18 protein-coding genes are annotated in these 20,140 nt (G+C 66.7%); all 18 read right to left on the reverse strand.

Annotated features, from left to right (window positions below):
- Positions 1-7: 7 nt before the first annotated feature.
- On the reverse strand, positions 8-1,261 hold the full coding sequence (locus ACTIE5_RS26180) for a lipoprotein-releasing ABC transporter permease subunit (RefSeq protein ID WP_439552681.1): 1,254 nt from the start codon (positions 1,259-1,261) through the stop codon (positions 8-10).
- A 2-nt stretch (positions 1,262-1,263) separates the two neighbouring features.
- On the reverse strand, positions 1,264-2,568 hold the full coding sequence (proS, locus tag ACTIE5_RS26185) for a proline--tRNA ligase (protein ID WP_439552682.1): 1,305 nt from the start codon (positions 2,566-2,568) through the stop codon (positions 1,264-1,266).
- A 431-nt stretch (positions 2,569-2,999) separates the two neighbouring features.
- Positions 3,000-3,308 carry a DUF1467 family protein gene (locus ACTIE5_RS26190; RefSeq protein WP_439552683.1) on the reverse strand — a complete coding sequence of 103 codons (309 nt, stop codon included), beginning with the start codon at positions 3,306-3,308 and terminating at the stop codon, positions 3,000-3,002.
- Between the two features lie 140 nt (positions 3,309-3,448).
- Positions 3,449-5,089 carry a ribonuclease J gene (locus ACTIE5_RS26195; RefSeq protein ID WP_439552684.1) on the reverse strand — a complete coding sequence of 547 codons (1,641 nt, stop codon included), beginning with the start codon at positions 5,087-5,089 and terminating at the stop codon, positions 3,449-3,451.
- Positions 5,090-5,253: 164 nt separating this feature from the next.
- On the reverse strand, positions 5,254-6,069 hold the full coding sequence (locus ACTIE5_RS26200; RefSeq protein WP_439552685.1) for a type III pantothenate kinase: 816 nt from the start codon (positions 6,067-6,069) through the stop codon (positions 5,254-5,256).
- Between the two features lie 6 nt (positions 6,070-6,075).
- Entirely contained in the window at positions 6,076-6,816 is a 741-nt protein-coding gene (locus ACTIE5_RS26205; protein ID WP_439552686.1) for a biotin--[acetyl-CoA-carboxylase] ligase, read from the reverse strand.
- 21 nt (positions 6,817-6,837) lie between these two features.
- Complete coding sequence (nuoN, locus tag ACTIE5_RS26210; protein WP_439552687.1) at positions 6,838-8,256, reverse strand: NADH-quinone oxidoreductase subunit NuoN; 1,419 nt, start codon at positions 8,254-8,256, stop codon at positions 6,838-6,840.
- Positions 8,257-8,261: 5 nt separating this feature from the next.
- Positions 8,262-9,773: an NADH-quinone oxidoreductase subunit M gene (locus ACTIE5_RS26215; protein ID WP_439552688.1), complete on the reverse strand. Its 1,512-nt coding sequence runs from the start codon at positions 9,771-9,773 to the stop codon at positions 8,262-8,264.
- On the reverse strand, positions 9,770-11,686 hold the full coding sequence (nuoL, locus tag ACTIE5_RS26220; protein WP_439552689.1) for an NADH-quinone oxidoreductase subunit L: 1,917 nt from the start codon (positions 11,684-11,686) through the stop codon (positions 9,770-9,772). Before nuoL ends, ACTIE5_RS26215 begins: the two co-directional genes overlap by 4 nt.
- A 4-nt stretch (positions 11,687-11,690) precedes the next feature.
- Positions 11,691-12,002, reverse strand: a complete 312-nt coding sequence (gene nuoK, locus ACTIE5_RS26225; protein WP_217648733.1) for an NADH-quinone oxidoreductase subunit NuoK — start codon at positions 12,000-12,002, stop codon at positions 11,691-11,693.
- Positions 12,002-12,688 (reverse strand): NADH-quinone oxidoreductase subunit J, encoded by a 687-nt coding sequence (locus ACTIE5_RS26230; RefSeq protein WP_439552690.1) that lies wholly within the window; start codon positions 12,686-12,688, stop codon positions 12,002-12,004. Before ACTIE5_RS26230 ends, nuoK begins: the two co-directional genes overlap by 1 nt.
- Positions 12,689-12,757: 69 nt before the next feature.
- Positions 12,758-13,246 (reverse strand): NADH-quinone oxidoreductase subunit NuoI, encoded by a 489-nt coding sequence (nuoI, locus tag ACTIE5_RS26235; protein ID WP_439552691.1) that lies wholly within the window; start codon positions 13,244-13,246, stop codon positions 12,758-12,760.
- Positions 13,247-13,257: 11 nt separating this feature from the next.
- Positions 13,258-14,274: an NADH-quinone oxidoreductase subunit NuoH gene (nuoH, locus tag ACTIE5_RS26240; RefSeq protein WP_439552692.1), complete on the reverse strand. Its 1,017-nt coding sequence runs from the start codon at positions 14,272-14,274 to the stop codon at positions 13,258-13,260.
- Between the two features lie 6 nt (positions 14,275-14,280).
- Entirely contained in the window at positions 14,281-16,335 is a 2,055-nt protein-coding gene (gene nuoG, locus ACTIE5_RS26245) for an NADH-quinone oxidoreductase subunit NuoG (protein WP_439552693.1), read from the reverse strand.
- A 5-nt stretch (positions 16,336-16,340) separates the two neighbouring features.
- Positions 16,341-17,648, reverse strand: a complete 1,308-nt coding sequence (gene nuoF / locus ACTIE5_RS26250) for an NADH-quinone oxidoreductase subunit NuoF (protein WP_439552694.1) — start codon at positions 17,646-17,648, stop codon at positions 16,341-16,343.
- Positions 17,649-17,652: 4 nt separating this feature from the next.
- Entirely contained in the window at positions 17,653-18,261 is a 609-nt protein-coding gene (locus ACTIE5_RS26255) for a complex I 24 kDa subunit family protein (protein ID WP_439552695.1), read from the reverse strand.
- Positions 18,258-19,505, reverse strand: coding sequence for an NADH-quinone oxidoreductase subunit D (locus ACTIE5_RS26260; protein ID WP_439552696.1), 1,248 nt, complete (start codon positions 19,503-19,505; stop codon positions 18,258-18,260). Before ACTIE5_RS26260 ends, ACTIE5_RS26255 begins: the two co-directional genes overlap by 4 nt.
- Complete coding sequence (locus ACTIE5_RS26265) at positions 19,502-20,131, reverse strand: NADH-quinone oxidoreductase subunit C (RefSeq protein ID WP_439552875.1); 630 nt, start codon at positions 20,129-20,131, stop codon at positions 19,502-19,504. Before ACTIE5_RS26265 ends, ACTIE5_RS26260 begins: the two co-directional genes overlap by 4 nt.
- Between the last annotated feature and the right edge of the window lie 9 nt (positions 20,132-20,140).

A 20,140-nucleotide genomic window follows, 5' to 3' on the forward strand; every position in this document is an offset into this window, starting at 1 on the left:
GCGCGCCTCAGCCATGGCGCAGCGCCTGGGCCGGGTCGATCCGCGCGGCGCGCCAGGACGGGTAGATGGTCGCCAGCAGCGACAAGGCCAGGCCCATCACCAGCACCTGCACCACCTCCCGCGGGTCCACCACGGCGGGGAGTTGGACGATGAACAGCAGTTCCTGGCTGAAGAAGGGCGTTCCGCGCAGCGCCAGGATGGCAGCGCGCAGATTCTCGAAGTTCAGGCAGACCGAAAGGCCCAGCGCGAAGCCGATCAACGTACCGCCACAGCCGACGGACCCGCCGCACAGCAGAAAGATGCGCAGCACCGCGCCGCGCGTGGCGCCCATCGTGCGGAGGATGGCAATGTCCCGCCCCTTGTCCTTCACCAGCATGGTGAGGGAGGAGATGATGTTGAACGCGGCGACGAGGATGATCATCGTCAGGATCAGGAACATCACGTTCCGCTCCACCACGACAGCCGCATACATGGTGCTGTTGGTGTCCTGCCAGTCCGCGATGCGCAGCGGCTGCGCGCCGATCGCCGCGCGCACGGCCTCCGTCACGCCGCGGACCTGGGTCGGGTCCGCCACCAGGATTTCCACCTGGCTGACGGCATCGCCGAGGCCGAAGAATTCCTGCGCCGCGGCCAGCGGGATGAACAGGTGCCGGTTGTCGTATTCCGGCATGCCGACATCGAACAGCGCCACCACCTGGAAGCTGCGGAGCTTCGGCGCCGCGGTGAAGTCGGACCCCCTCGCCTGCGGCAGCACCAGGCTGACGCGGTCGCCGACGCGCACCCCCATCCGGATCGCAAGCCGCTGGCCCATCACCAGCGCGTCCTGGTCCTTGAAGTCGTCCAGCGTGCCGCGGCGCAGCGAAAAGGCAATGGTGGTACGCGCACGCAGATCGGCGGGCGCGATGCCGCGCACCAGCGCGCCGGCGGCGCCCCCGGCCTCGCTGGTCACCAGCAACTGCCCCTCGACGATCGGCGCCACCTGCGTGAGGCTTGGCAGCGCCCGCAGTCGCGCCACCAGGCCCGCATGGTCCGGCAGACGGTTGCCGCTGGCGGGCTGGACGATGAGGTGCCCGTTCAGCCCGATGATCCGGCCGATGAGGTCCTGCCGGAAGCCGTTCATCACCGCCATGACGATGATGAGCGTCGCCACCCCCAGCGCGATGCCCACCAGGGAGAAGATGGCGATGATGGAGACGAAGCGTTCGCCCTTGCGGGCGCGCAGGTAGCGAAGCGCGACCGCGCGTTCGAACGCCCCGAACATCCTCAGCCGAGAATCTTCGTCAGCGCGTCCTCGGGCGAGACTTCCTGCTTCTCACCCGTCGCGCGGCGCTTCAGTTCCACCACGCCGGCGGCGGCGCCGCGGGGGCCGATGACCACCTGCCAGGGATGGCCCATCAAATCGGCGTCGGCAAATTTCGGGCCGGCGCGCTCGCTGCGATCGTCATAGAGGCTGTCGGGAATCGCGGCGTACATCCGCTCGCTCAGCGCATCGCAGGCGGCGTCGCCCTGCTTCAGGTTGATCACGACGGCCTTGAAGGGCGCGATGGCGTCGGGCCACTTGATGCCCTGCTCGTCGTGGTTGGCCTCGATGGTAGCGCCGACGAGGCGGGAGACGCCGATGCCGTAGCTGCCCATCTCCGGCACCACGGTCTTGCCATCCGGCCCCTGGACGGAAAGCCCCATGGTCGCGGAGTATTTGGTGCCGAAATAGAAGATGTGACCGACCTCGATGCCACGGGCGGAGACCCGCTTGCCTTCCGGCACCTGTTCCCAGGCGGCGGGGTCGTGCATCTCCTCGGTCGCGGCGTAGTGGCTGGTCCAGGCATCGACCGCGGGCGCCAGGTCAGCGCTGTAGTCTGGCGCGGTGGCCAGCGCATCCAGGTCCAGCAAATCCTGGCTGACGAAGACCTGGCTTTCGCCCGTCTCGGCCAGGACGATGAATTCGTGGGAAAGGTTGCCGCCGATCGGCCCCGTATCGGCGCGCATCGGCACCGCCTTCAGCCCCATGCGGGCGAAGGTGCGCAGGTAGGCCAGGAACATCTGGCGGTAGCTGTGCTGCGCGCCTTCCTTCGTGACGTCGAAGGAATAGGCGTCCTTCATCAGGAATTCGCGGCCGCGCATGACGCCGAAGCGGGGGCGCACCTCGTCCCGGAACTTCCACTGGATGTGATAGAGATTGCGCGGCAGGTCGCGATAGCTCTTCGCATAGCCCCGGAAGATGTCGGTCACCATCTCCTCGTTGGTGGGGCCATACAGGCATTCGCGGTCGTGCCGGTCCTTCAGGCGCAGCATCTCCGGCCCATAGGCGTCATACCGCCCGGACTGGCGCCAGAGGTCGGCCGACTGGATGGTCGGCATCAGGATTTCCTGCGCGCCGGCACGGTCCTGCTCCTCCCGCACGATCTGCTCGATCTTCTGCAGCACCCGCCAGCCCAGCGGCAGCCAGGCATAGATGCCGGCGGAGGTCTGCCGCACGAGCCCCGCGCGCAGCATGAGCCGGTGGGACGCGATCGTCGCCTCCGCCGGGGTTTCCTTCAGGGTGGGGAGGAAGGCACGGGAGAGGCGCAAGGGGCGGATCCTCAGCGGAGGTCAGGGGCATCTACCTAGCCCGCCCTGCGCCCCGGGGGAACACCGGCGGGTTGCGGGGTGCCTCCGGAGGCCCTTCTTGCTGCACCGCAGCAACAAATGTTCGCGTTCCCCCCGGTTTTCCGCAAGGAAAGAGCGAAAAAACGTCCCGGCGCTTAAGAAACCCCTTCCCAAGCCCCCGTGAGCGGGGATACAAAAAAAACGGGCAGCACCCATGGGGTGCCGCCCGAGTTTAGGGAGGAAACGCCAGTCACACGGCAGAGAAAGGATCAACCTCTCTCTGAAACCGAATGTGGCCCTGCTTACCAAGGTGGCACAATAGAAAACGCCGCCATCGGAAGCCAAAAAACAGGCTTCCATATGTAAACTGCGCGTTTTACAGGCGGCACCCGCGGGGAGGCGGGTTGGCCGCCTTAATTTTGTGCACGGCTCGGCGCCACACCCGGAATCGGGCTCGATTGCTCCGGCCCGCCATAGGCCCACCAGCCATCACGGAAGCTGATCACCTCCGTGGACATCAGCGCCCAGGCGCCAAGCCAGAACACCCCCGCAAGCACCGTGGTGCCCGCCACCTTCAGGCCGAGGCGCGGATTCGACGGCGCACCGCGCCAGCCGCCCTCCTCCACCTCCGTGTCCCGAGGCCGCGCGCCGATCGGCAGCACGCAGAACAAAGCGACCCACCACAGAAGCAGGTAGGTCACGATCCCTGTGAACCAGTCCATCGTCCGTCATCCCCACCCCGGGGGAGCGCCCCGGGGCCATGCCTGGAATCGCCATGCCGGATTCCGTCGGGCGCAGAAGCGCCCGACGGAATCCGACCTATTGCTTCGTCGTGCGATCAGCGCCTTCAGGCGATCGCACGTCAGACCCGCAGCAGATGCACCTCGACCGAAGGCCGCTTGCGCAGCCGGCGGCCGACCGCCTTGCGGACCGCGCTGCGCGCGGCCTCCCGCAGCAGCCCGTCCTCGCGCCTCGTGGCGTTCGGCATCTCGCCGACCGCCCGCGCCAGATCCGCCGCGATCTGCGCCGGCTCCTCCCCGAATCCGTCGAAGAGGCCCGGCGCCGAGATCTGCGGCTGGCCGAGCACACGCCCGGCGCCATCCACCGCGAAGCTCGCCACCACCACGCCGTTCATCAGCATCTTCTTGCGCGCCGCCAGCACATCGCCATCCAGCGGCAGCAGGCGGTCCCCATCGATGGCGAGCCGCCCGACGGGCACGCTCTCGATCGTCTCGACCGGCCCGGGGGCCAGGCGCAGCACGTCGCCATCCTCGATCACATGGGCGATGGCGCCCAGGCTCTCGGCCAGGTTCGCGTGCTCGTTCATGTGGCGCCATTCGCCATGCACCGGCACGCAGTATTTCGGCTTCACCAGCTGGTACAGCCGCTTCAGCTCATCCCGCGCCGGGTGGCCGGAGACATGGACCATGTGGTCATCCGCCGTCATCACATCGACGCCAGCGCGGCTGAGTTCATCCTGCACCCGCAGGATCGCCCGTTCATTCCCCGGGATCATGCGGGAGGAGAAGATGGCCGTATCGCCCTCCCCCAGCGAGATGTGGGGATGCGTGTCGGCCGCGATCTTGGACATGGCGCTGCGGGGTTCGCCCTGGCTGCCGGTGCAGATCACCACCAGCTTGTCGTCGGGCATGTCCTCCGCATCCTCCTCCGACAGGAAGGGCGGCGTGTCCTTGAGGTAGCCGCATTCCCGCGCGGCGGCTTCCGCGTTGCGCAGGCTGCGGCCGAACAGCGCCACTTCCCGCCCGGCGGCGCGGGCGGCGACGGCCACGGATTCGACGCGCGCCAGGTTGGTGGCGAAGCAGGTCACAGCGATGCGGCCGCGCTTGATGCCCTTGATGAGGGCGGTCATGTTGCGCCGCACCTCGGCCTCGCTGCCCGAATGGCCCTCGACCAGCGCATTGGTGCTGTCGCAGACCATGGCCAGCACGCCCTCCGCCCCGAAGCGCGCGAAGGCGGCTTCATCCGTCGGCGGGCCGATCAGCGGGTTGGGGTCCAGCTTCCAGTCGCCGGTGTGCATGATGTTGCCGAACTTCGTCCGGATCGCCAGCGCCTGGGCTTCCGGCACCGAATGCGACACGCGGAGGAATTCCAGGTCGAAGCTGCCAACCTCGAACCGCCCGCCGGGCGGCACCACATTCACCTGTACCTGCTGGCCGAGCCCGGCCTCACCCAGCTTCCGTCGCAGCACCGCGGCCACGAAGGGCGTGCACCAGATGGGGCAGCGCAGCTGCCGCCATAGATGCGCCACCGCGCCCACATGGTCTTCATGGGCATGGGTGATCACCAGGCCCTGCAGCCGGTCGCGCCGTTCCGCCAGCCAGGCGGGGTCCGGCACCATCACCTCCACCTCGGGATGCTCAGGCCCCCCGAAGCCCAGGCCGCAATCCACCGCCAGCAGCGCCCCGTCACAGCGGTAGACGTTGAAGTTGAGTCCGATCTCCCCCGTCCCGCCGAGCGGGATGAAGGCCAGGTCTCCAGTCATGTTGTTCTTCCAGTTCTCAGTCTGTTCAGTCGTCGTCATCGTCGGAAGCACGCACCCGCCCGGACCCCTCGGTCGGGGCCGGATGGCACTTCCTGGTAGTCTCGGGGCGCGACGCCGACCGGGCCGAGGGGACTGCCCGCCTTGCGGAAGGGGCAGCCGTCGCCTCAGGGGTCGTCGCGTCGCGCGGTCCGCGTGAAGATGGGTGCGGGATTGCGCAGCGCCAACAGGCGAAGGCCATCCAGCGTCGTGTCCTGGTCCGTCGTCTCGATCACCGTGGTGCCTTCGGCGAAAAGCGGAGCGAGGCCGCCGGTCGCGATCACCTTCAGGCGATCATCCACCGCTTCCTCCTGCTCCGCCCTGATTCGCGCGACGATCCCCTCGATCAACCCGACATACCCCCAATAGATGCCGGACTGCATCGCCGCCACCGTATTCCGTCCGACCACCGCCTGCGGCCTGCCGATGCCGATGCGCGGCAGACGCGCCGCGGCCCGGTGCAGCGCCTCGATCGACAGGTTGATGCCGGGTGCGATCACGCCGCCGAGATAGGCACCGTCCTTCGCCACCACGTCAAAGGTCGTGGCCGTCCCGAAATCGATGACGATCAGGGGGCCCTTGTAGCGTTCATGCGCCGCGAGCGCGTTCAGCAGCCGGTCCGCGCCGACCTCGTGCGGCGCATCGACGCGGATATCGAAGCCCCAGTCGAGGTTGGCGCGCGCGATCAGCGGCTCGCAGTCGAACCATTCGCGCGACAGGCGGCGCAGATTGTACAGCGCGGCCGGCACGACGGTGCCGATCACGCAGCGCTCGATGTCATGCGGCTTCAGGCCGGCATGCTGCAACAGCGTCAGCAGCCACACCGCGTATTCGTCGGAGGTGCGTTCGGCATCCGTGCGGATGCGCCAGCGCCCGCGCCATTCCGTGCCGTCATGCACCGCGAAGACGACATTGGTATTGCCCGCATCAACAGCCAGCAGCATCGGTCCCTACCTCGCCTCCCCGCCGATCTCGCCACTGGACAGGGCGACGATGCGCCCCTCCCCGGCCAGCAGCAGGCTGCCGTCATCCGCCAGCCCGGCATAGGTGCCGGCCCGCCCATCCCGCATCGCCAGTGGCTGCCCCATCGACGGCCCGCGCGCCATCCAGGCCTGGCGGATCGCGCCGAAACCCTGGGCTGCCAGGACACCGCGCCAGTGGTCGATGGCGCGCAGAAGCGCGGCCGCGACCGCCTGCGGCGCCGGGGCCGCATGGCCATCCCGCGCCAGGCAGGCAGTCTCCCGCCCCGGCACCGATGGCGCGGTGGCCAGGTTCGCGCCCATGCCGAAGATGATCCACTCCACCTGACCGGTCGGATCGGCGGCACTGTCCGTTAGGATGCCGGCGACCTTGGCGCCATCCAGCAGCAGGTCGTTCGGCCATTTCGCCGTCAGCCGTGCCCCCGGGGGCAGGAACGGCGTCAGCGCATCATGCAGCGCGACGGCTGACAGCAGCGCCCATTGCCCGATGTCACGGGCCGGCCCGCCGGGCCGCAGCAGGGCGGACAGATAGAGGTTGCCCGCCGGGCTGTCCCAGACCCGCCCATCCCGCCCGCGTCCTGCCGTCTGCCGCAGGGCAAGGACCGCCATCCCCTCCGGCTCCCCGGCCGCGGCCAGGCGCAGCAGGGGATCGGTGGTCGAGCCAAGGCTTTCATGCACCCGCAGCCGCCAGCCGGCCGGGGGCGGGGTCATGCCGCGCGCATCCCGCCCCGGTCAGCCCGCGAGGGAGGCGATGGCCGCCTGCGCCGCGGCGATGATCGGCGCGGGGAACAGGAAGAACAGCAGGGTCAACAGCCCCGTGCCCGCCATCACCACCGTCACACCCGCCGTGCGCGGATCCAGCGGTTCCGCCGCGGCGTCGAAGTACATCACCTTGATGATGCGCAGGTAGTAGTAGGAACCCACGACGCTGGTGAAGACGCCGATCAGCGCGAGCACCCAGAAGCCTTCCTGCACCGCCGCGAGAAAGACGTAGAGCTTGCCGAAAAAGCCCGCCATCGGCGGGATGCCGGCCATCGAGAACATGAAGATCGCCATCCACAGCGCCATCTGCGGATCGGTGCGGCCCAGCCCCGCCAGGTCATCCACCTGTTCCAGCGGCTTGCCGTTGCGGCGCATCGCCACCAGCACCGCGAAGGTGCCGAGGTTCATCACCAGGTAGATCGCCATGTAGACGAGCACGCCGCGGAACCCGCCATCGGTCGCGACCGCCAGGCCCATCAGCGCGTAGCCGACATGGCCGATGGAGGAATAGGCCATCAGCCGCTTGATGTTCTTCTGCGTCAGCGCCGCGAAGGCGCCGAGGATCATGGACCCCGCCGCGGCGAACCAGATCACCTGCTGCCACTGGGCCGACAAATCGCCGAAGGGCCCCGCCAGCACCCGCATCAGCAGCGCGATGGCGGCGATCTTGGGCGCGGTGGCGAAGAAGGCCGTCACCGGCGTGGGTGCGCCCTCGTACACGTCCGGCGTCCACATGTGGAACGGCACGGCGCTGATCTTGAAGCAGAGCCCCGCCAACACGAAGACCAGCCCGATGACCAGGCCCATGCCCACCTGGCCGGAGGACAGCGCATCCGCCAGACGGTCGAAATTGGTGGTGCCCGCGAAGCCGTAGACCAGCGACGACCCGTACAGCAGCAGACCTGAAGCCAGCGCGCCGAGCACGAAGTACTTCAGCCCCGCTTCGGCACTGCGCGGATTGTCGCGATCGAAGGCCGCGATGACGTAGAGCGACAGCGACAGCAGTTCGAGCCCGATATAGAGGCTCATCAGGTCATTGGCCGAGACCATGACCAGCATGCCCTGCGCGGCGAAGAGCATCAGCACCGCGTATTCGAAGCGGTCCAGCCCGGCCTTGGTGTTGAAGTCCAACGCCAGCACCAGCGCCAGCGCGGCACCCAGCAGGATCAGCACCTTGGCGAAGCGGGAGAAGCCGTCGGAGACATACTGGCCCATGAAGGCCGTCCCCTCCCCCTGCCCCAGCACCAGCGCGGCGGTGAGGACGAGGGCGCCGATCACGGCCATGGAAACGGGGAAGAAGGTGTCCTTCTTCGGGATCACGCCACCCGCCAGGATGAGCAGGCCGGAGACGCCGAGGACGATCTCCGGCAGCGCGAGGGTCCAGTTCATCGGGCTCACATCCCGGCCAGGCGGGCGACACCGAGCGCGGCTTCATGCCGCGTCACCAGGGCCGTCACGCTTGCCTCGAAGAAATTGAGGAAGGAGGAGGGATAGACCCCCATCCAGATGGTCAGCAGGATCAGCGGCGCGAAGACCGCGTATTCCCGCGGGCTGAGGTCGAGCAGCGCGCGAAGATCGTCACGCGTGATCTTGCCGAAGGCGACGCGGCGATAGAGGTACAGCGCATAGGCCGCGCCGAGGATCATGCCCATGCAGGCGCCGAGCGCGACCCAGGGGCTGACCTTGAAGGCGCCGACGATCACCAGCAGTTCGCCCGGGAAACCCGCCAGCCCCGGCAGGGCGACGGAGGCCATGGTGAAGAGCATGAACACCAGCGCATAGGCCGGCATGATCTTCGCGACCCCGCCATAGCGCGCGATCTCCCGCGAATGGACGCGGTCATACAGCACGCCGACGCAGAGGAAGAGCGCGCCGGAGACGACGCCATGGCTCAGCATGGTGAACAACGCACCCGACAGCCCCTGCACCGTGAAGGTGAAGATGCCGAGCGTCACGATGCCCATATGCGCGACGGAGGAGTAGGCGATCAGCTTCTTCATGTCCTCCTGCGCCAGCGCCACCAGCGATGTGTAGATCACCGCGATGACGGACAGCGCGAAGATGAAGGGCGCGAAGTCCGCGCTCGCTTGCGGCAGCAGCGGCAGGCTGAAGCGCAGGAAGCCATAGGCCCCCATCTTCAGCAGCACGCCCGCCAGGATGACCGAGCCCGCCGTCGGTGCCTCCACATGCGCGTCCGGCAGCCAGGTATGCACCGGCCACATCGGCACCTTCACGGCGAAGGAGGCGAAGAAGGCCAGGAACAGCCAGAACTGCATGCGCGGGGAGAAGACCGTCTCCATCAGCGTCGGGATGTCCGTGGTGCCTGCGTGGTACCAGACTGCCAGGATCGCCAGCAGCATCAGCACGGAGCCGGCCAGCGTGTAGAGGAAGAACTTGAAGGCGGCATAGACCCGCCGGGCGCCGCCCCACACGCCGATGATGAGGAACATCGGGATCAGCACGGCTTCGAAGAAGATGTAGAACAGCACGAAGTCCAGCGCGCAGAACATGCCGATCATCATGCTTTCCAGCACGAGGAAGGCGACCATGTATTCCCGCACGCGGGACTGCACGCTTTCCCACGACGCCAGGATGCAAAGCGGCGTCAGCAGGGTGGAGAGCAGCACGAACAGGACGGAGATGCCGTCCACGCCCATGTGGTAGCCGACGCCGAATTCCGGCAGCCAGCTTGCCTGCTCCACGAACTGGAAATCGGCCGAGGCGCTGTCGAACCGCGCCCAGAGCACGAGCGAGAGCGCGAATGTGATCAGGCTGGTCCAGAGCGCCGTCCAGCGGGCGTTGCGCGCCACGACCTCTTCCTCACCACGGATGGTGAGGATGATGAGCGCCCCCGCCAACGGCAGGAAGGTGACCAGGCTGAGGATGGGAAAGCCGGCGGCGTTCATCGGGGCATCCCGAGCAGGAGAAGGGATATGAAGGCCACGAGGCCGATGATCATCGTGAAGGCGTAGTTGGCCACGCGCCCGGTCTGCAGCTTCACCGCACCCCGCGCCGCATCCACCGCCAGCGCCGCGGCGCCGTTCGGCATGCCGTCGATAAGCTTGACGTCACCCGTCTTCCAGAAAGCCTGCGCCAGCGCCCGGGTCGGCTTCACGAAGATCGCGTCATACAGCTCGTCGAAATACCACTTGTTGAGCAGGAAGCGGTACAGCCCGCCGAAGCTCGCCGCCAACTTCCCGGGGATCCCCGGTGCGAACATGTACAGCACATAGGCCAGCGCGATGCCCGCCACGCCGGCGACCGTCGGAGCCAGCGGCACCCAGGCCGGTACCTCATGCGCGTGGTGCAGCACGTGGTTGTCCGGGCCGGTGAAGATGGCGCCGTTCCAGAAGGCTTCCTGCAGGTCGCCCACGAAGTAGTCGTAGAACACGTAGCCCGTGAAGACCGCGCCGACGCTCAGCACCAGCAGCGGCACCAGCATCACCAGCGGGCTTTCATGCACATGCTCCATCGTGTGGTGGTCCGCCCGAGGCGCGCCGTGGAAGGTCAGGATGAGCAGGCGCCAGGAATAGAAGGCCGTCAGGAAGGCGGCCAGCAGGCCGAGCACGAAGGCATACATGCCCGGGCCACTATGCGCGGCGTAGGCAACCTCCAGCACCATGTCCTTGGAGTAGTAGCCGGCGAAGTACGGAACGCCCGCCAGAGCCAGGCTGCCGATCCACATCACGGTGTAGGTGACCGGGATCTTCTTCCAGATCCCGCCCATCTTCCGGATGTCCTGTTCGTCCGACATCGCGTGGATGACGGAACCCGCGCCGAGGAACAGCAGTGCCTTGAAGAAGGCATGCGTGAACAGGTGGAAGACGGCCGCCTGGTACACGCCCACCCCGACCGCGAAGAACATATAGCCGAGCTGCGAGCAGGTCGAATACGCGATGATCCGCTTGATGTCGTTCTGCACGCAACCGATCGTCGCCGCGAAGATCGCGGTGGAGGCACCGACAATCGTCACGATGGCCAGCGCCGTCGGCGCGTATTCCATCACCGGCGACATGCGCGCCATCAGGAATACGCCCGCCGTCACCATCGTCGCGGCATGGATCAGCGCGGAGACGGGCGTCGGCCCCTCCATCGCATCCGGCAGCCAGGTGTGCAGGCCGAGCTGCGCGGATTTCCCGCAGGCGCCGAGGAACAGCAGCACGCCGATGACTTCCAGCGCCGGCATGCCCAGGAAACGCTGCGACTGAGCCTGTTCCACGCTCGCGAAGATCGTGTCGAATTCGACGGACTGGAAGGTCCAGAAGGTCAGCGCCAGGCCGAGCATGAAGAACACGTCGCCCACGCGATTGACGATGAAGGCCTTCATCGCCGCGCGGTTCGCACTCTCCTTCTCGTACCAGTAGCCGATGAGGAGATAGCTCGCGAGGCCGACGCCTTCCCAGCCGAAGAACAGCTGGACCAGGTTATCCGCCGTCACCAGCATCAGCATCATGAAGGTGAAGAGGGACAGGTAGGCGAAGAAGCGCGGCGTCGTTGGGTCGTGGGACATGTAGCCCACGGAGTACAGGTGGATGAGCGTCGAGATGAAGGTGACCATCGCCACCATCACCACGCTCAATGTGTCGTAGCGCAGAGCCCAGGAGACCTCGAAGCCGCCGACATCGATGAAGGTGAACAGCGGCGCCACGCCGGGCGCATGGCCCAGCGCCACCTGGATGAAGGCCGCGCTGCCGCAGGCCGCGGCGATGGCCATGCAGACCACCGTCGCCCATTGCGCCGCGCGGTCGCCGATCCAGCGGCCGAGGAACCCGGCGATGGTCGCGCCGAGCAGCGGGAAGAAGATCGCACCGACATACATCGGCTCAGCCCTTCAGGGTGGAAACGTCTTCCACCTCGATCGTACCGCGGTTGCGGAAGTAGATGACCAGGATCGCCAGGCCGATCGCGGCCTCGGCCGCCGCCACGGTCAGGATCAGCATGGCGAAGATCTGCCCGGTCAGGTCATTCAACTGCGCCGAGAAGGCGACCAGGTTGAGGTTCACCGACAGCAGGATCAATTCCACCGACATCAGGATGACGATGATGTTCTTGCGGTTCAGGAAGATGCCGAGGATGCCCAGCACAAACAGGATCGCGCCCACCGTCAGGTAGTGCGCAAGGCCGACGGCCATCATCAGTGGTGCCCCCCACCATGCCCATGGTGATCGACCTGCTTCGGAGCCTCCGGCGCCGCAACCGGCGGCCGCTCGATCCCGATCTCGCCAAGCCCCGCACCGCTGCGCACCTGGCGCAGATTGACGCTGCCCGTCCGCGCGACCTGGGCCGCGATATCCTGGCGCTTCGAATTCGGCCGCCCGCGCAGCGTCAGCACGATGGCACCGATCATGGCCACCAGCAGGATCAGCCCCGAAAGCTGGAACAGCCACACATGGTCCGTGTAGAGGATGCGGCCGATGGCGCGCGTGTTGTCCACGCCCTCCGGCGTCGGGTTCAGCCGCAGACCGCCGACATCATCGGCGAAGCGCCAGGTCGCGAAGACGAAGACCAGTTCCGCGAAGAGCACCAAACCCACCGCGCCACCGACCGGTGCGTATCGCTGGAAGCCTTCCCGCAGGGCGGAGAAGTCGACATCCAGCATCATCACGACGAAGAGGAACAGCACCGCGACCGCGCCGACATAGACGATGACCAGGATCATCGCCAGGAACTCGGCCCCGGCCAGCAGGAACAGCGCCGCCGCGTTGAAGAACGCCAGGATCAGGAACAGCACGCTGTGCACGGGGTTGCGGCTGGTCACGACCATGACCGCGCTGGCGATCAGCACGGCCGCGAAGAGGTAGAAGGCGGCTGCGGCGATCATCGCGCCCCTCCGGGATCGGTAGCATTCATCATCTGGTCCCCATCGTCCCCGAAATTCGGGGGGGTCGTCTCAGCGATACGGCGCGTCAAGTTCAAGCCGCGTCGCCAGCATCGCTTCCCAGCGATCGCCGTTGGCGAGCAGCTTGGCCTTGTCGTAGAGCAGCTCCTCGCGCGTCTCCGTCGCGAATTCGAGGTTGGGCCCCTCCACGATCGCATCGACCGGGCAGGCTTCCTCGCACATGCCGCAATAGATGCACTTGGTCATGTCGATGTCGTAGCGCGTGGTGCGGCGGCTGCCGTCGTCACGCGGCTCGGCCTCGATCGTGATCGCCTGGGCGGGGCAGATCGCCTCGCACAGCTTGCAGGCGATGCAGCGTTCCTCGCCATTGGGGTAGCGGCGCAGCGCGTGCTCCCCCTTGAAGCGAGCGCTGAGCGGCGCACGTTCATGGGGGTAGTTCAACGTCGCCTTCGGCTTGAAGAACTGCCCCAGCGTCAGCGCCATGCCGGAGACGATCTCGGTCAGCAGCAGGCTTCGGGCAACACGGTCGAGCATGGGCATGGTCTATCTCCTCACCCGACAGCCGGCAGCCAGCCGAACAGCTTCAGCGCCGCGGCGGTGAGCACGAGCCACACCAGGCTGAACGGCAGGAACACCTTCCAGCCGAGACGCATGAGCTGGTCGTAGCGGTAGCGCGGGAAGGTGGCGCGCACCCAGACGAAGACGAAGAGGCAGAAGCAGATCTTCAGGATGAACCACACCGGACCCGGGATCCAGGTGAAGGGCTCGATCGCCATCGGCGGCAGCCAGCCACCCAGGAACAGGATGGTGATGAGCGCGCTCATCAGGATCATGTTCGCGTATTCGCCAAGGAAGAACAGCGCAAAGCTCATTGAGCTGTATTCGACGAAGAAGCCCGCCACCAGTTCCGACTCACCCTCCGGCAGGTCGAAGGGCGCGCGGTTCGTCTCCGCCAGGGCGGAGATGAACATGATCACGAACATCGGGAAGAGCGGGATGATGAACCACATCGTGGACTGCGCCCGCACGATCTCCGTCAGGTTCAACGACCCCACGCAGAGCAGCACCGTCACGATCACGAAGCCCATGGAGACTTCGTAGGACACCATCTGCGCGGCCGACCGCAGCGCGCCGAGGAAGGCGTATTTCGAATTGGACGCCCAGCCCGCGATGATGATGCCGTAAACGCCGAGCGAGGAGATGGCGAAGAGGTAGAGGATGCCGACATTGATGTCGGCGATCGCCCAGCCGTCATTCACCGGGATCACCGCCCAGGCCAGCATCGCCAGCATGAAGGTGATCATCGGCGCCATCAGGAACAGCGCGCGCGACGCGCCGGAAGGAATGATGGTCTCCTTCATCAGCATCTTCAGCGCATCGGCGAAGGGCTGCAGCAGGCCGAAGGGGCCGACCACATTCGGCCCGCGCCGCATCTGCATGGCGCCCAGGATCTTGCGCTCCGCCCAGGTCAGGTAGGCGACGCCGATCAGCAGCGGCACCAGCAGCGCCATCGCCTTCGCGACGGTCAGCGCGAGGATGCCGACAGGGGTAGCGAGAAAGGCTTCCATCGTCCCTTACTCCGCCGCAAGCGCCGGCGCGGGGCCGTAGGTGCGCGCGCATTCGGCCATCACATCCGACGCGCGGGCGATGGCATCAGCCAGGTGGTACTGCGTGATGGCGGAGGCGAAGGGCGCATCGCCCAGCGCATTCGCATCGCCGGCCGGGCCAGACGTATCCGTGCAGAAGGACCGCGTGAAGCCCTCCGCCAGCCCCGGCGCCGCCGCGATCATCGCCGTGCGCAGCTGCGCCAGATCATCGAAGCCGACCGTCACGCCGAGGCCCTGGGCAGCGGCGCGGATGATCCGCCAATCCTCCCGCGCCTCACCGGGTGCATGCAGCGCCGTGCGGCTGATTTGCGCGCGCCCCTCCGTGTTGAGATAGGTGCCGTCCTTCTCGGTATAGGCGGCACCGGGCAGGATCACGTCGGCGCGCGAGGCCGCGCGATCCCCATGGTGCCCCTGGTAGATGACGAAGCTCTCCGGCGCGATCGCGGCAGGGTCGATCCCATCCGCGCCCAACAGCCACAGCACATCGACGCCGCCACTCAGCATGGCACCGAGGTCCTTGCCGCCCTGGCCGGGCAGGAAGCCCATCGCCAGCGGTGCAACCTGGCCACCGAAAAGATGCAGCAGGTTGAAGCCGTGCCAATCGTCGCGCAGCGCGTTGCAATCCCGCGCGATGGCCCAGGCCGCCGCCAGCACCGCCGCGCCATCCGGCCGCGCCAGCGCACCGCGCCCCAGCAGGATCATCGGCTTCTTCGCTTCCCGCAGCACCGTCATGAAGCGATGCGTGCCGGCCAGCATGGAGCGGAGCGTCGCCGGCCCTTCCCCCACGTGATCGTAGCTGTAGGTGAGATCGACACCCGCCGGCCCGACGACGCCAATGGGGAAGCGACCCGCCGACCAGCGCTTGCGGATACGCGCGTTGATGACGGGCGCCTCGGTCCGCGGATTGGCGCCGATGACCAGCAGCGCATCCGCTTCCTCGATCCCTGCGATCGTCGTGTTGAAGCGGTAGAAATCGGGCCGCGACGCATCGATCGCCGCGCCATCCTGCCGGCAATCCAGATTGGCCGAGCCCAGCCCCGCCATCAGCGCCTTTAGCGCGAAGGCGCTTTCGGCATCCACCAGGTCACCGGCCACCGCGCCGATCCGGTCGGGCGCCGTCGCCTTGATGCGCGCGGCAATCGCCGTGAAGGCTTCCGCCCAGCCCACCGGCTTCAGCTTGCCATCAACCCGCAGCCAGGGCCGGTCCAGCCGCTTCCGCTTGAGACCGTCGAAGGAGAAGCGGCCGCGATCGGCCATCCACTCCTCGTTCACATCCTCATTGATGCGCGGCAGGATGCGCAGCACTTCGGGGCCGCGCGTGTCGATGCGGATGTTGGTGCCCGTCGCATCCTGCACATCGATGCCATCGGTCTTCCGCAATTCCCACGGCCGAGACACGAAGGCGTAGGGCCGGCTGGTCAGCGCGCCGACGGGGCAGATGTCGATAAGGTTGCCGGAAAGCTCGCTGGTCAGCGCCTTCTCGACATAGGTGCCGATTTCCATGTTCTCGCCGCGATTGGTCCCGCCGAGTTCGGCGGTGCCGGCGACCTCGGCCGAGAAGCGAACGCAGCGCGTGCACTGGATGCAGCGCGTCATGATCGTCTTGATCAGCGGCCCGATATTCTTGTCCTTCACTGACCGCTTGGCCTCGCGGTACCGGGACTTGTCCATGCCGTAGGACACGGACTGGTCCTGCAGGTCGCACTCGCCGCCCTGGTCGCAGATCGGGCAGTCCAGCGGGTGGTTGATCAGCAGGAATTCCATGACGCCGCGGCGCGCGTTGCGCACCACCGGACTGTCAGTCTTCACCACCATCCCGTCCGCGACCGGATAGGCGCAGGAGGCAACCGGCTTCGGCGCCTTCTCGACCTCCACCAGGCACATGCGGCAATTGCCCGCGACGCTCAGGCGTTCGTGGTAGCAGAAGCGCGGGATTTCCTTGCCTGCGGCCTCACACGCCTGAAGCACCGTGGCGCCGTTCGGAACCTCGACCTCGATCCCGTCGACCGTGACCTTCGCCATCGCCCTTACTCCGCCGCCAGCGGCATGGACGGCCGCGCGTGCTTCGCCTTGTAGTCGGCGATGCGCGCTTCCATCACCGGCCGGAAATGCCGGATCAGCCCCTGCACCGGCCACACGCCGCCATCGGCCAATGCGCAGATGGTGTGCCCCTCGATGCGCCGGGTCACTTCCTCCAGCACGTCGATCTCCTCGACATCCGCGCGGCCTTCGACCATGCGGTCCATCATGCGGCTGACCCAGCCCATGCCTTCGCGGCACGGCGTGCACTGGCCGCAGCTCTCATGCTTGTAGAAGCGCGACAGCCGCGCGATCGCGCGAACGATGTCCGTGGACTTGTCCATCACGATGACACCCGCGGTGCCGAGGCCCGATTTGTGCTCGCGCAGCGCATCGAAATCCATCAGCACCGTGTCGCACACATCCTTCGGCAGCAGCGGCGTGGAGGACCCGCCCGGGATCACGCAGAGCAGATTGTCCCAGCCCCCGCGCACGCCGCCGGCATGTCGCTCGATGAGCTCCCGCATCGGGATGCTCATCTCCTCCTCCACATTGCAGGGCTTGTTCACATGCCCCTGGATGCAGAAGACCTTGGTGCCGCTGTTCTTCGGCCGCCCGAAGCCCGCGAACCAGGCCGCGCCGCGCCGCAGGATGGTCGGGACAACGGCGATGGTCTCGACATTGTTGACGGTGGTCGGGCAGCCGTAGAGGCCAACGGCGGCGGGAAACGGCGGCTTCAGCCGCGGCATTCCCTTCTTGCCTTCCAGGCTCTCGATCAGCGCGGTTTCCTCACCGCAGATATAGGCGCCGGCGCCACGGTGCACATACAGGTCGAAATCCCACCCGCTGCCGCAGGCGTTCTTGCCAATCAGCCCAGCGTCATAGGCTTCCTGGATCGCGGCCTCGAGCACCACGCTTTCGTTGTAGTACTCGCCGCGGATGTAGATGTAGCCGGCATGCGCGCCCATCGCGAAACCCGCGATCAGGCAGCCCTCGATCAGCGTCTGCGGATCGTGGCGGATGATGTCGCGATCCTTGCAGGTGCCAGGCTCGGATTCATCGGCATTGACCACCAGGTAGTGCGGCCGCTCGCTCGCCTGCTTCGGCATGAAGGACCACTTCATGCCGGTCGGGAAGCCCGCGCCGCCGCGGCCACGGAGGCCGGACGACTTCATCTCCTCGATGATCCAGTCGCGACCCTTCTCCAGGATGCCCTTGGTGCCGTCCCAGTTGCCGCGACGCTGCGCGGCGGCCAGGCGCCAATCCTGCATGCCGTAGAGGTTGGTGAAGATGCGGTCCTTGTCGGAAAGCGCCATGGCCCTATTCCCCCGCCACGTCCAGCAAGGTCAGCGGTCCGCCTTCTGGCGCGCTGGTCTGCCGACCGATGGTGCTGCCCGGCTTCGGCCGCTCACCCCGCTTCAGCGCCTCGATCAGCGCGACGGTGCGGTCGTAGTCCAGGTCCTCATAGTAGTCGTCATCCACCTGCAGCACCGGCGCATTCACGCAGGCGCCGAGACACTCGACCTCCGTCAGCGTGAACAGCCCGTCGCTGCTGGTCTGGCCGACCTTCACATGCGCCGCGTCGTGGCAGGCGCGCATCACGTCGTCGCTGCCGCGCAGCATGCAGGGCGTGGTGCCGCACAACTGAAGGTGATGCTTCCCGATCGGCTTCATGTTGAACATGAAGTAGAAGGTCGCGACCTCATACACACGGATCGGTGCGACGCCGAGGCGCTTCGCGATCTCATCCATCGCCACATTCGGCACCCAGGCGCTGCCCGTCGTGCGACCCATCTGCCGCTGCACCACGTAGAGCAGCGGAATGGTGGCGGAAGCCTTCTTCGCCTCCGGATACCGCGCGAGAACCTTGCTGATCTGCGCTTCGCTCTCGGCGTCGAAAGCGAAGTGTGTGGGCTGTTCGACGCTCACCGGTCGATCTCCCCGAAGACGATATCGAGGCTGCCGATGATGGCGACGGCGTCGGCCAGCATGTGCCCCTTGGAAAGCGCTTCCATGGCCTGGAGATGCGCATAACCCGGCGCGCGGATCTTCACGCGATAGGGCCGGTTGGTGCCGTCGGCCACCATGTACACGCCGAACTCGCCCTTCGGCGCTTCCGTCACCGTGTAGGTCGCGCCGGCAGGCACGTGGTAGCCCTCCGTGTAGAGCTTGAAGTGGTGGATGAGGCTTTCCATCGACCGCTTCATCGCACCGCGGCTCGGCGGCGTGATCTTGTTGTCCGCAATCTTCACCGCGCCCGGCCGGATGTGGTTCAGGCACTGCTTCACCATCGACAGCGACTGCCGCATCTCCTGCATCCGTACGAGATAACGGTCGTAGCAATCGCCATGCACGCCCACGGGAACCTCGAAATCGAGCTTCTCGTACATCTCGTAGGGCTGCGACTTCCGCAAATCCCACGCGCAGCCGGAGGCGCGTAGGCAGGGCCCGCTGAAGCCCCAGGCCATCGCCTGTTCCGCCGTCATCACGCCGATGTCGACGGTGCGCTGCTTGAAGATGCGGTTGTTGGTGAGCAGGCCTTCAAGATCGTCGAGGAAGGCAGGGAACTGGTCGCACCACTTGCCGATCCGATCCTCCAGCCCCGCCGGAAGGTCCTTCGCCACGCCGCCGGCGCGGAAGTAGTTCACGTGGTAGTGGCTGCCGCCCGTTGCTTCATAGAACTCGAGCAGATGCTCGCGCTGCTCGAACCCCCACAGCGACGGCGTGATGGCGCCGACGTCGAGAGCATAGGTCGTGACGTTCAGCAGGTGGTTCAGGATGCGCGTGAGTTCCGCAAACATCGTGCGGATCCACTTGGCGCGCAGCGGCACGTCATTCTCGATGCCGAGCAGCTTCTCGACGGCGAGCACGAAGCTGTGCTCCATGCACATCGGAGACACGTAATCCAGCCGATCCATGTAGGGCATCGCCTGGAGATACGTCTTGTACTCCATCAGCTTCTCGGTGCCGCGATGCAGCAGGCCGATATGCGGATCGGCACGCTCCACCACCTCGCCCTTCATCTCCAGGATGAGGCGCAGCACGCCATGCGCGGCCGGGTGCTGCGGGCCGAAATTGATGGTGTGCGTATCGGCGTCGAACAGCTTCTGATGATGGCCCGAATCCTCGCTGCCACCCGGCAGCGGCAGACCGCTCACAAGCTCCGTGCTCATGCTTTTGGTCCTTCGATCTGCCCGCGCTCGGCGCGAACCAGATGCACCTTCTCGTCGCCCGGCAGCGTCGTCATGCCTTCCCAGGGCGAGAGGAAATCGAAGTTGCGGAAATCCTGCGTCAGCGCCACGGGCTCATACACCACCCGCTTCTGCTCCTCGTCGTACCGGACCTCGACATGGCCGGTCAGCGGGAAATCCTTCCGCAGCGGATGGCCCTCGAAGCCGTAATCCGTCAGCAGGCGGCGCAGATCGGTCAGGCCCGCGAAGACCACGCCGTACATGTCCCAGCATTCGCGCTCGTACCAGGTCGCGGCGACCCAGACGCTCGCGATGCTCGGCACCGGCGTCGCCTCATCCGTGCTGACGATGACGCGGACGCGCTGGTTCAGCGCCAGGCTCAGCAAATTGTAGACCACCTCGAAGCGCTCCGCGCGCTCGGGGTAGTCCACGCCGCAGAGGTCCACCAGCTGCTCGAAGGCGAAGCGCGGATCATCGCGCAGCATCGCCATCAGCGGCACGATCATCTCCCGCGTCGCGCGCAGCACCAGTTCCTGCCCGCGCTCCACGAACACTTCCTGCACCGCGGGGCCGGCCGCCGCCGCGATGGTCGCACCCAGCTCGTGCATCGCGCTCGC

This window comes from Falsiroseomonas sp., assembly GCF_051859025.1.
Classification (GTDB): Bacteria; Pseudomonadota; Alphaproteobacteria; order Acetobacterales; family Acetobacteraceae; genus Falsiroseomonas.

Bases quoted from the DNA above. Each gene is read 5' to 3' on its own strand.
- ACTIE5_RS26230 (WP_439552690.1), bottom strand. From the start codon at position 12,688: ATGATCGCCGCAGCCGCCTTCTACCTCTTCGCGGCCGTGCTGATCGCC.
- nuoG (WP_439552693.1), bottom strand. From the start codon at position 16,335: ATGGCGAAGGTCACGGTCGACGGGATCGAGGTCGAGGTTCCGAACGGC.
- ACTIE5_RS26260 (WP_439552696.1), bottom strand. From the start codon at position 19,505: ATGAGCACGGAGCTTGTGAGCGGTCTGCCGCTGCCGGGTGGCAGCGAG.
- ACTIE5_RS26190 (WP_439552683.1), bottom strand. From the start codon at position 3,308: ATGGACTGGTTCACAGGGATCGTGACCTACCTGCTTCTGTGGTGGGTC.
- ACTIE5_RS26215 (WP_439552688.1), bottom strand. From the start codon at position 9,773: ATGAACGCCGCCGGCTTTCCCATCCTCAGCCTGGTCACCTTCCTGCCG.
- nuoN (WP_439552687.1), bottom strand. From the start codon at position 8,256: ATGAACTGGACCCTCGCGCTGCCGGAGATCGTCCTCGGCGTCTCCGGC.
- ACTIE5_RS26195 (WP_439552684.1), bottom strand. From the start codon at position 5,089: ATGACTGGAGACCTGGCCTTCATCCCGCTCGGCGGGACGGGGGAGATC.
- nuoI (WP_439552691.1), bottom strand. From the start codon at position 13,246: ATGCCCATGCTCGACCGTGTTGCCCGAAGCCTGCTGCTGACCGAGATC.
- ACTIE5_RS26180 (WP_439552681.1), bottom strand. From the start codon at position 1,261: ATGTTCGGGGCGTTCGAACGCGCGGTCGCGCTTCGCTACCTGCGCGCC.
- nuoF (WP_439552694.1), bottom strand. From the start codon at position 17,648: ATGGCGCTTTCCGACAAGGACCGCATCTTCACCAACCTCTACGGCATG.
- ACTIE5_RS26205 (WP_439552686.1), bottom strand. From the start codon at position 6,816: ATGACCCCGCCCCCGGCCGGCTGGCGGCTGCGGGTGCATGAAAGCCTT.
- ACTIE5_RS26200 (WP_439552685.1), bottom strand. From the start codon at position 6,069: ATGCTGCTGGCTGTTGATGCGGGCAATACCAATGTCGTCTTCGCGGTG.
- nuoK (WP_217648733.1), bottom strand. From the start codon at position 12,002: ATGATGGCCGTCGGCCTTGCGCACTACCTGACGGTGGGCGCGATCCTG.
- ACTIE5_RS26265 (WP_439552875.1), bottom strand. From the start codon at position 20,131: ATGCACGAGCTGGGTGCGACCATCGCGGCGGCGGCCGGCCCCGCGGTG.
- nuoH (WP_439552692.1), bottom strand. From the start codon at position 14,274: ATGGAAGCCTTTCTCGCTACCCCTGTCGGCATCCTCGCGCTGACCGTC.
- nuoL (WP_439552689.1), bottom strand. From the start codon at position 11,686: ATGTATGTCGGTGCGATCTTCTTCCCGCTGCTCGGCGCGACCATCGCC.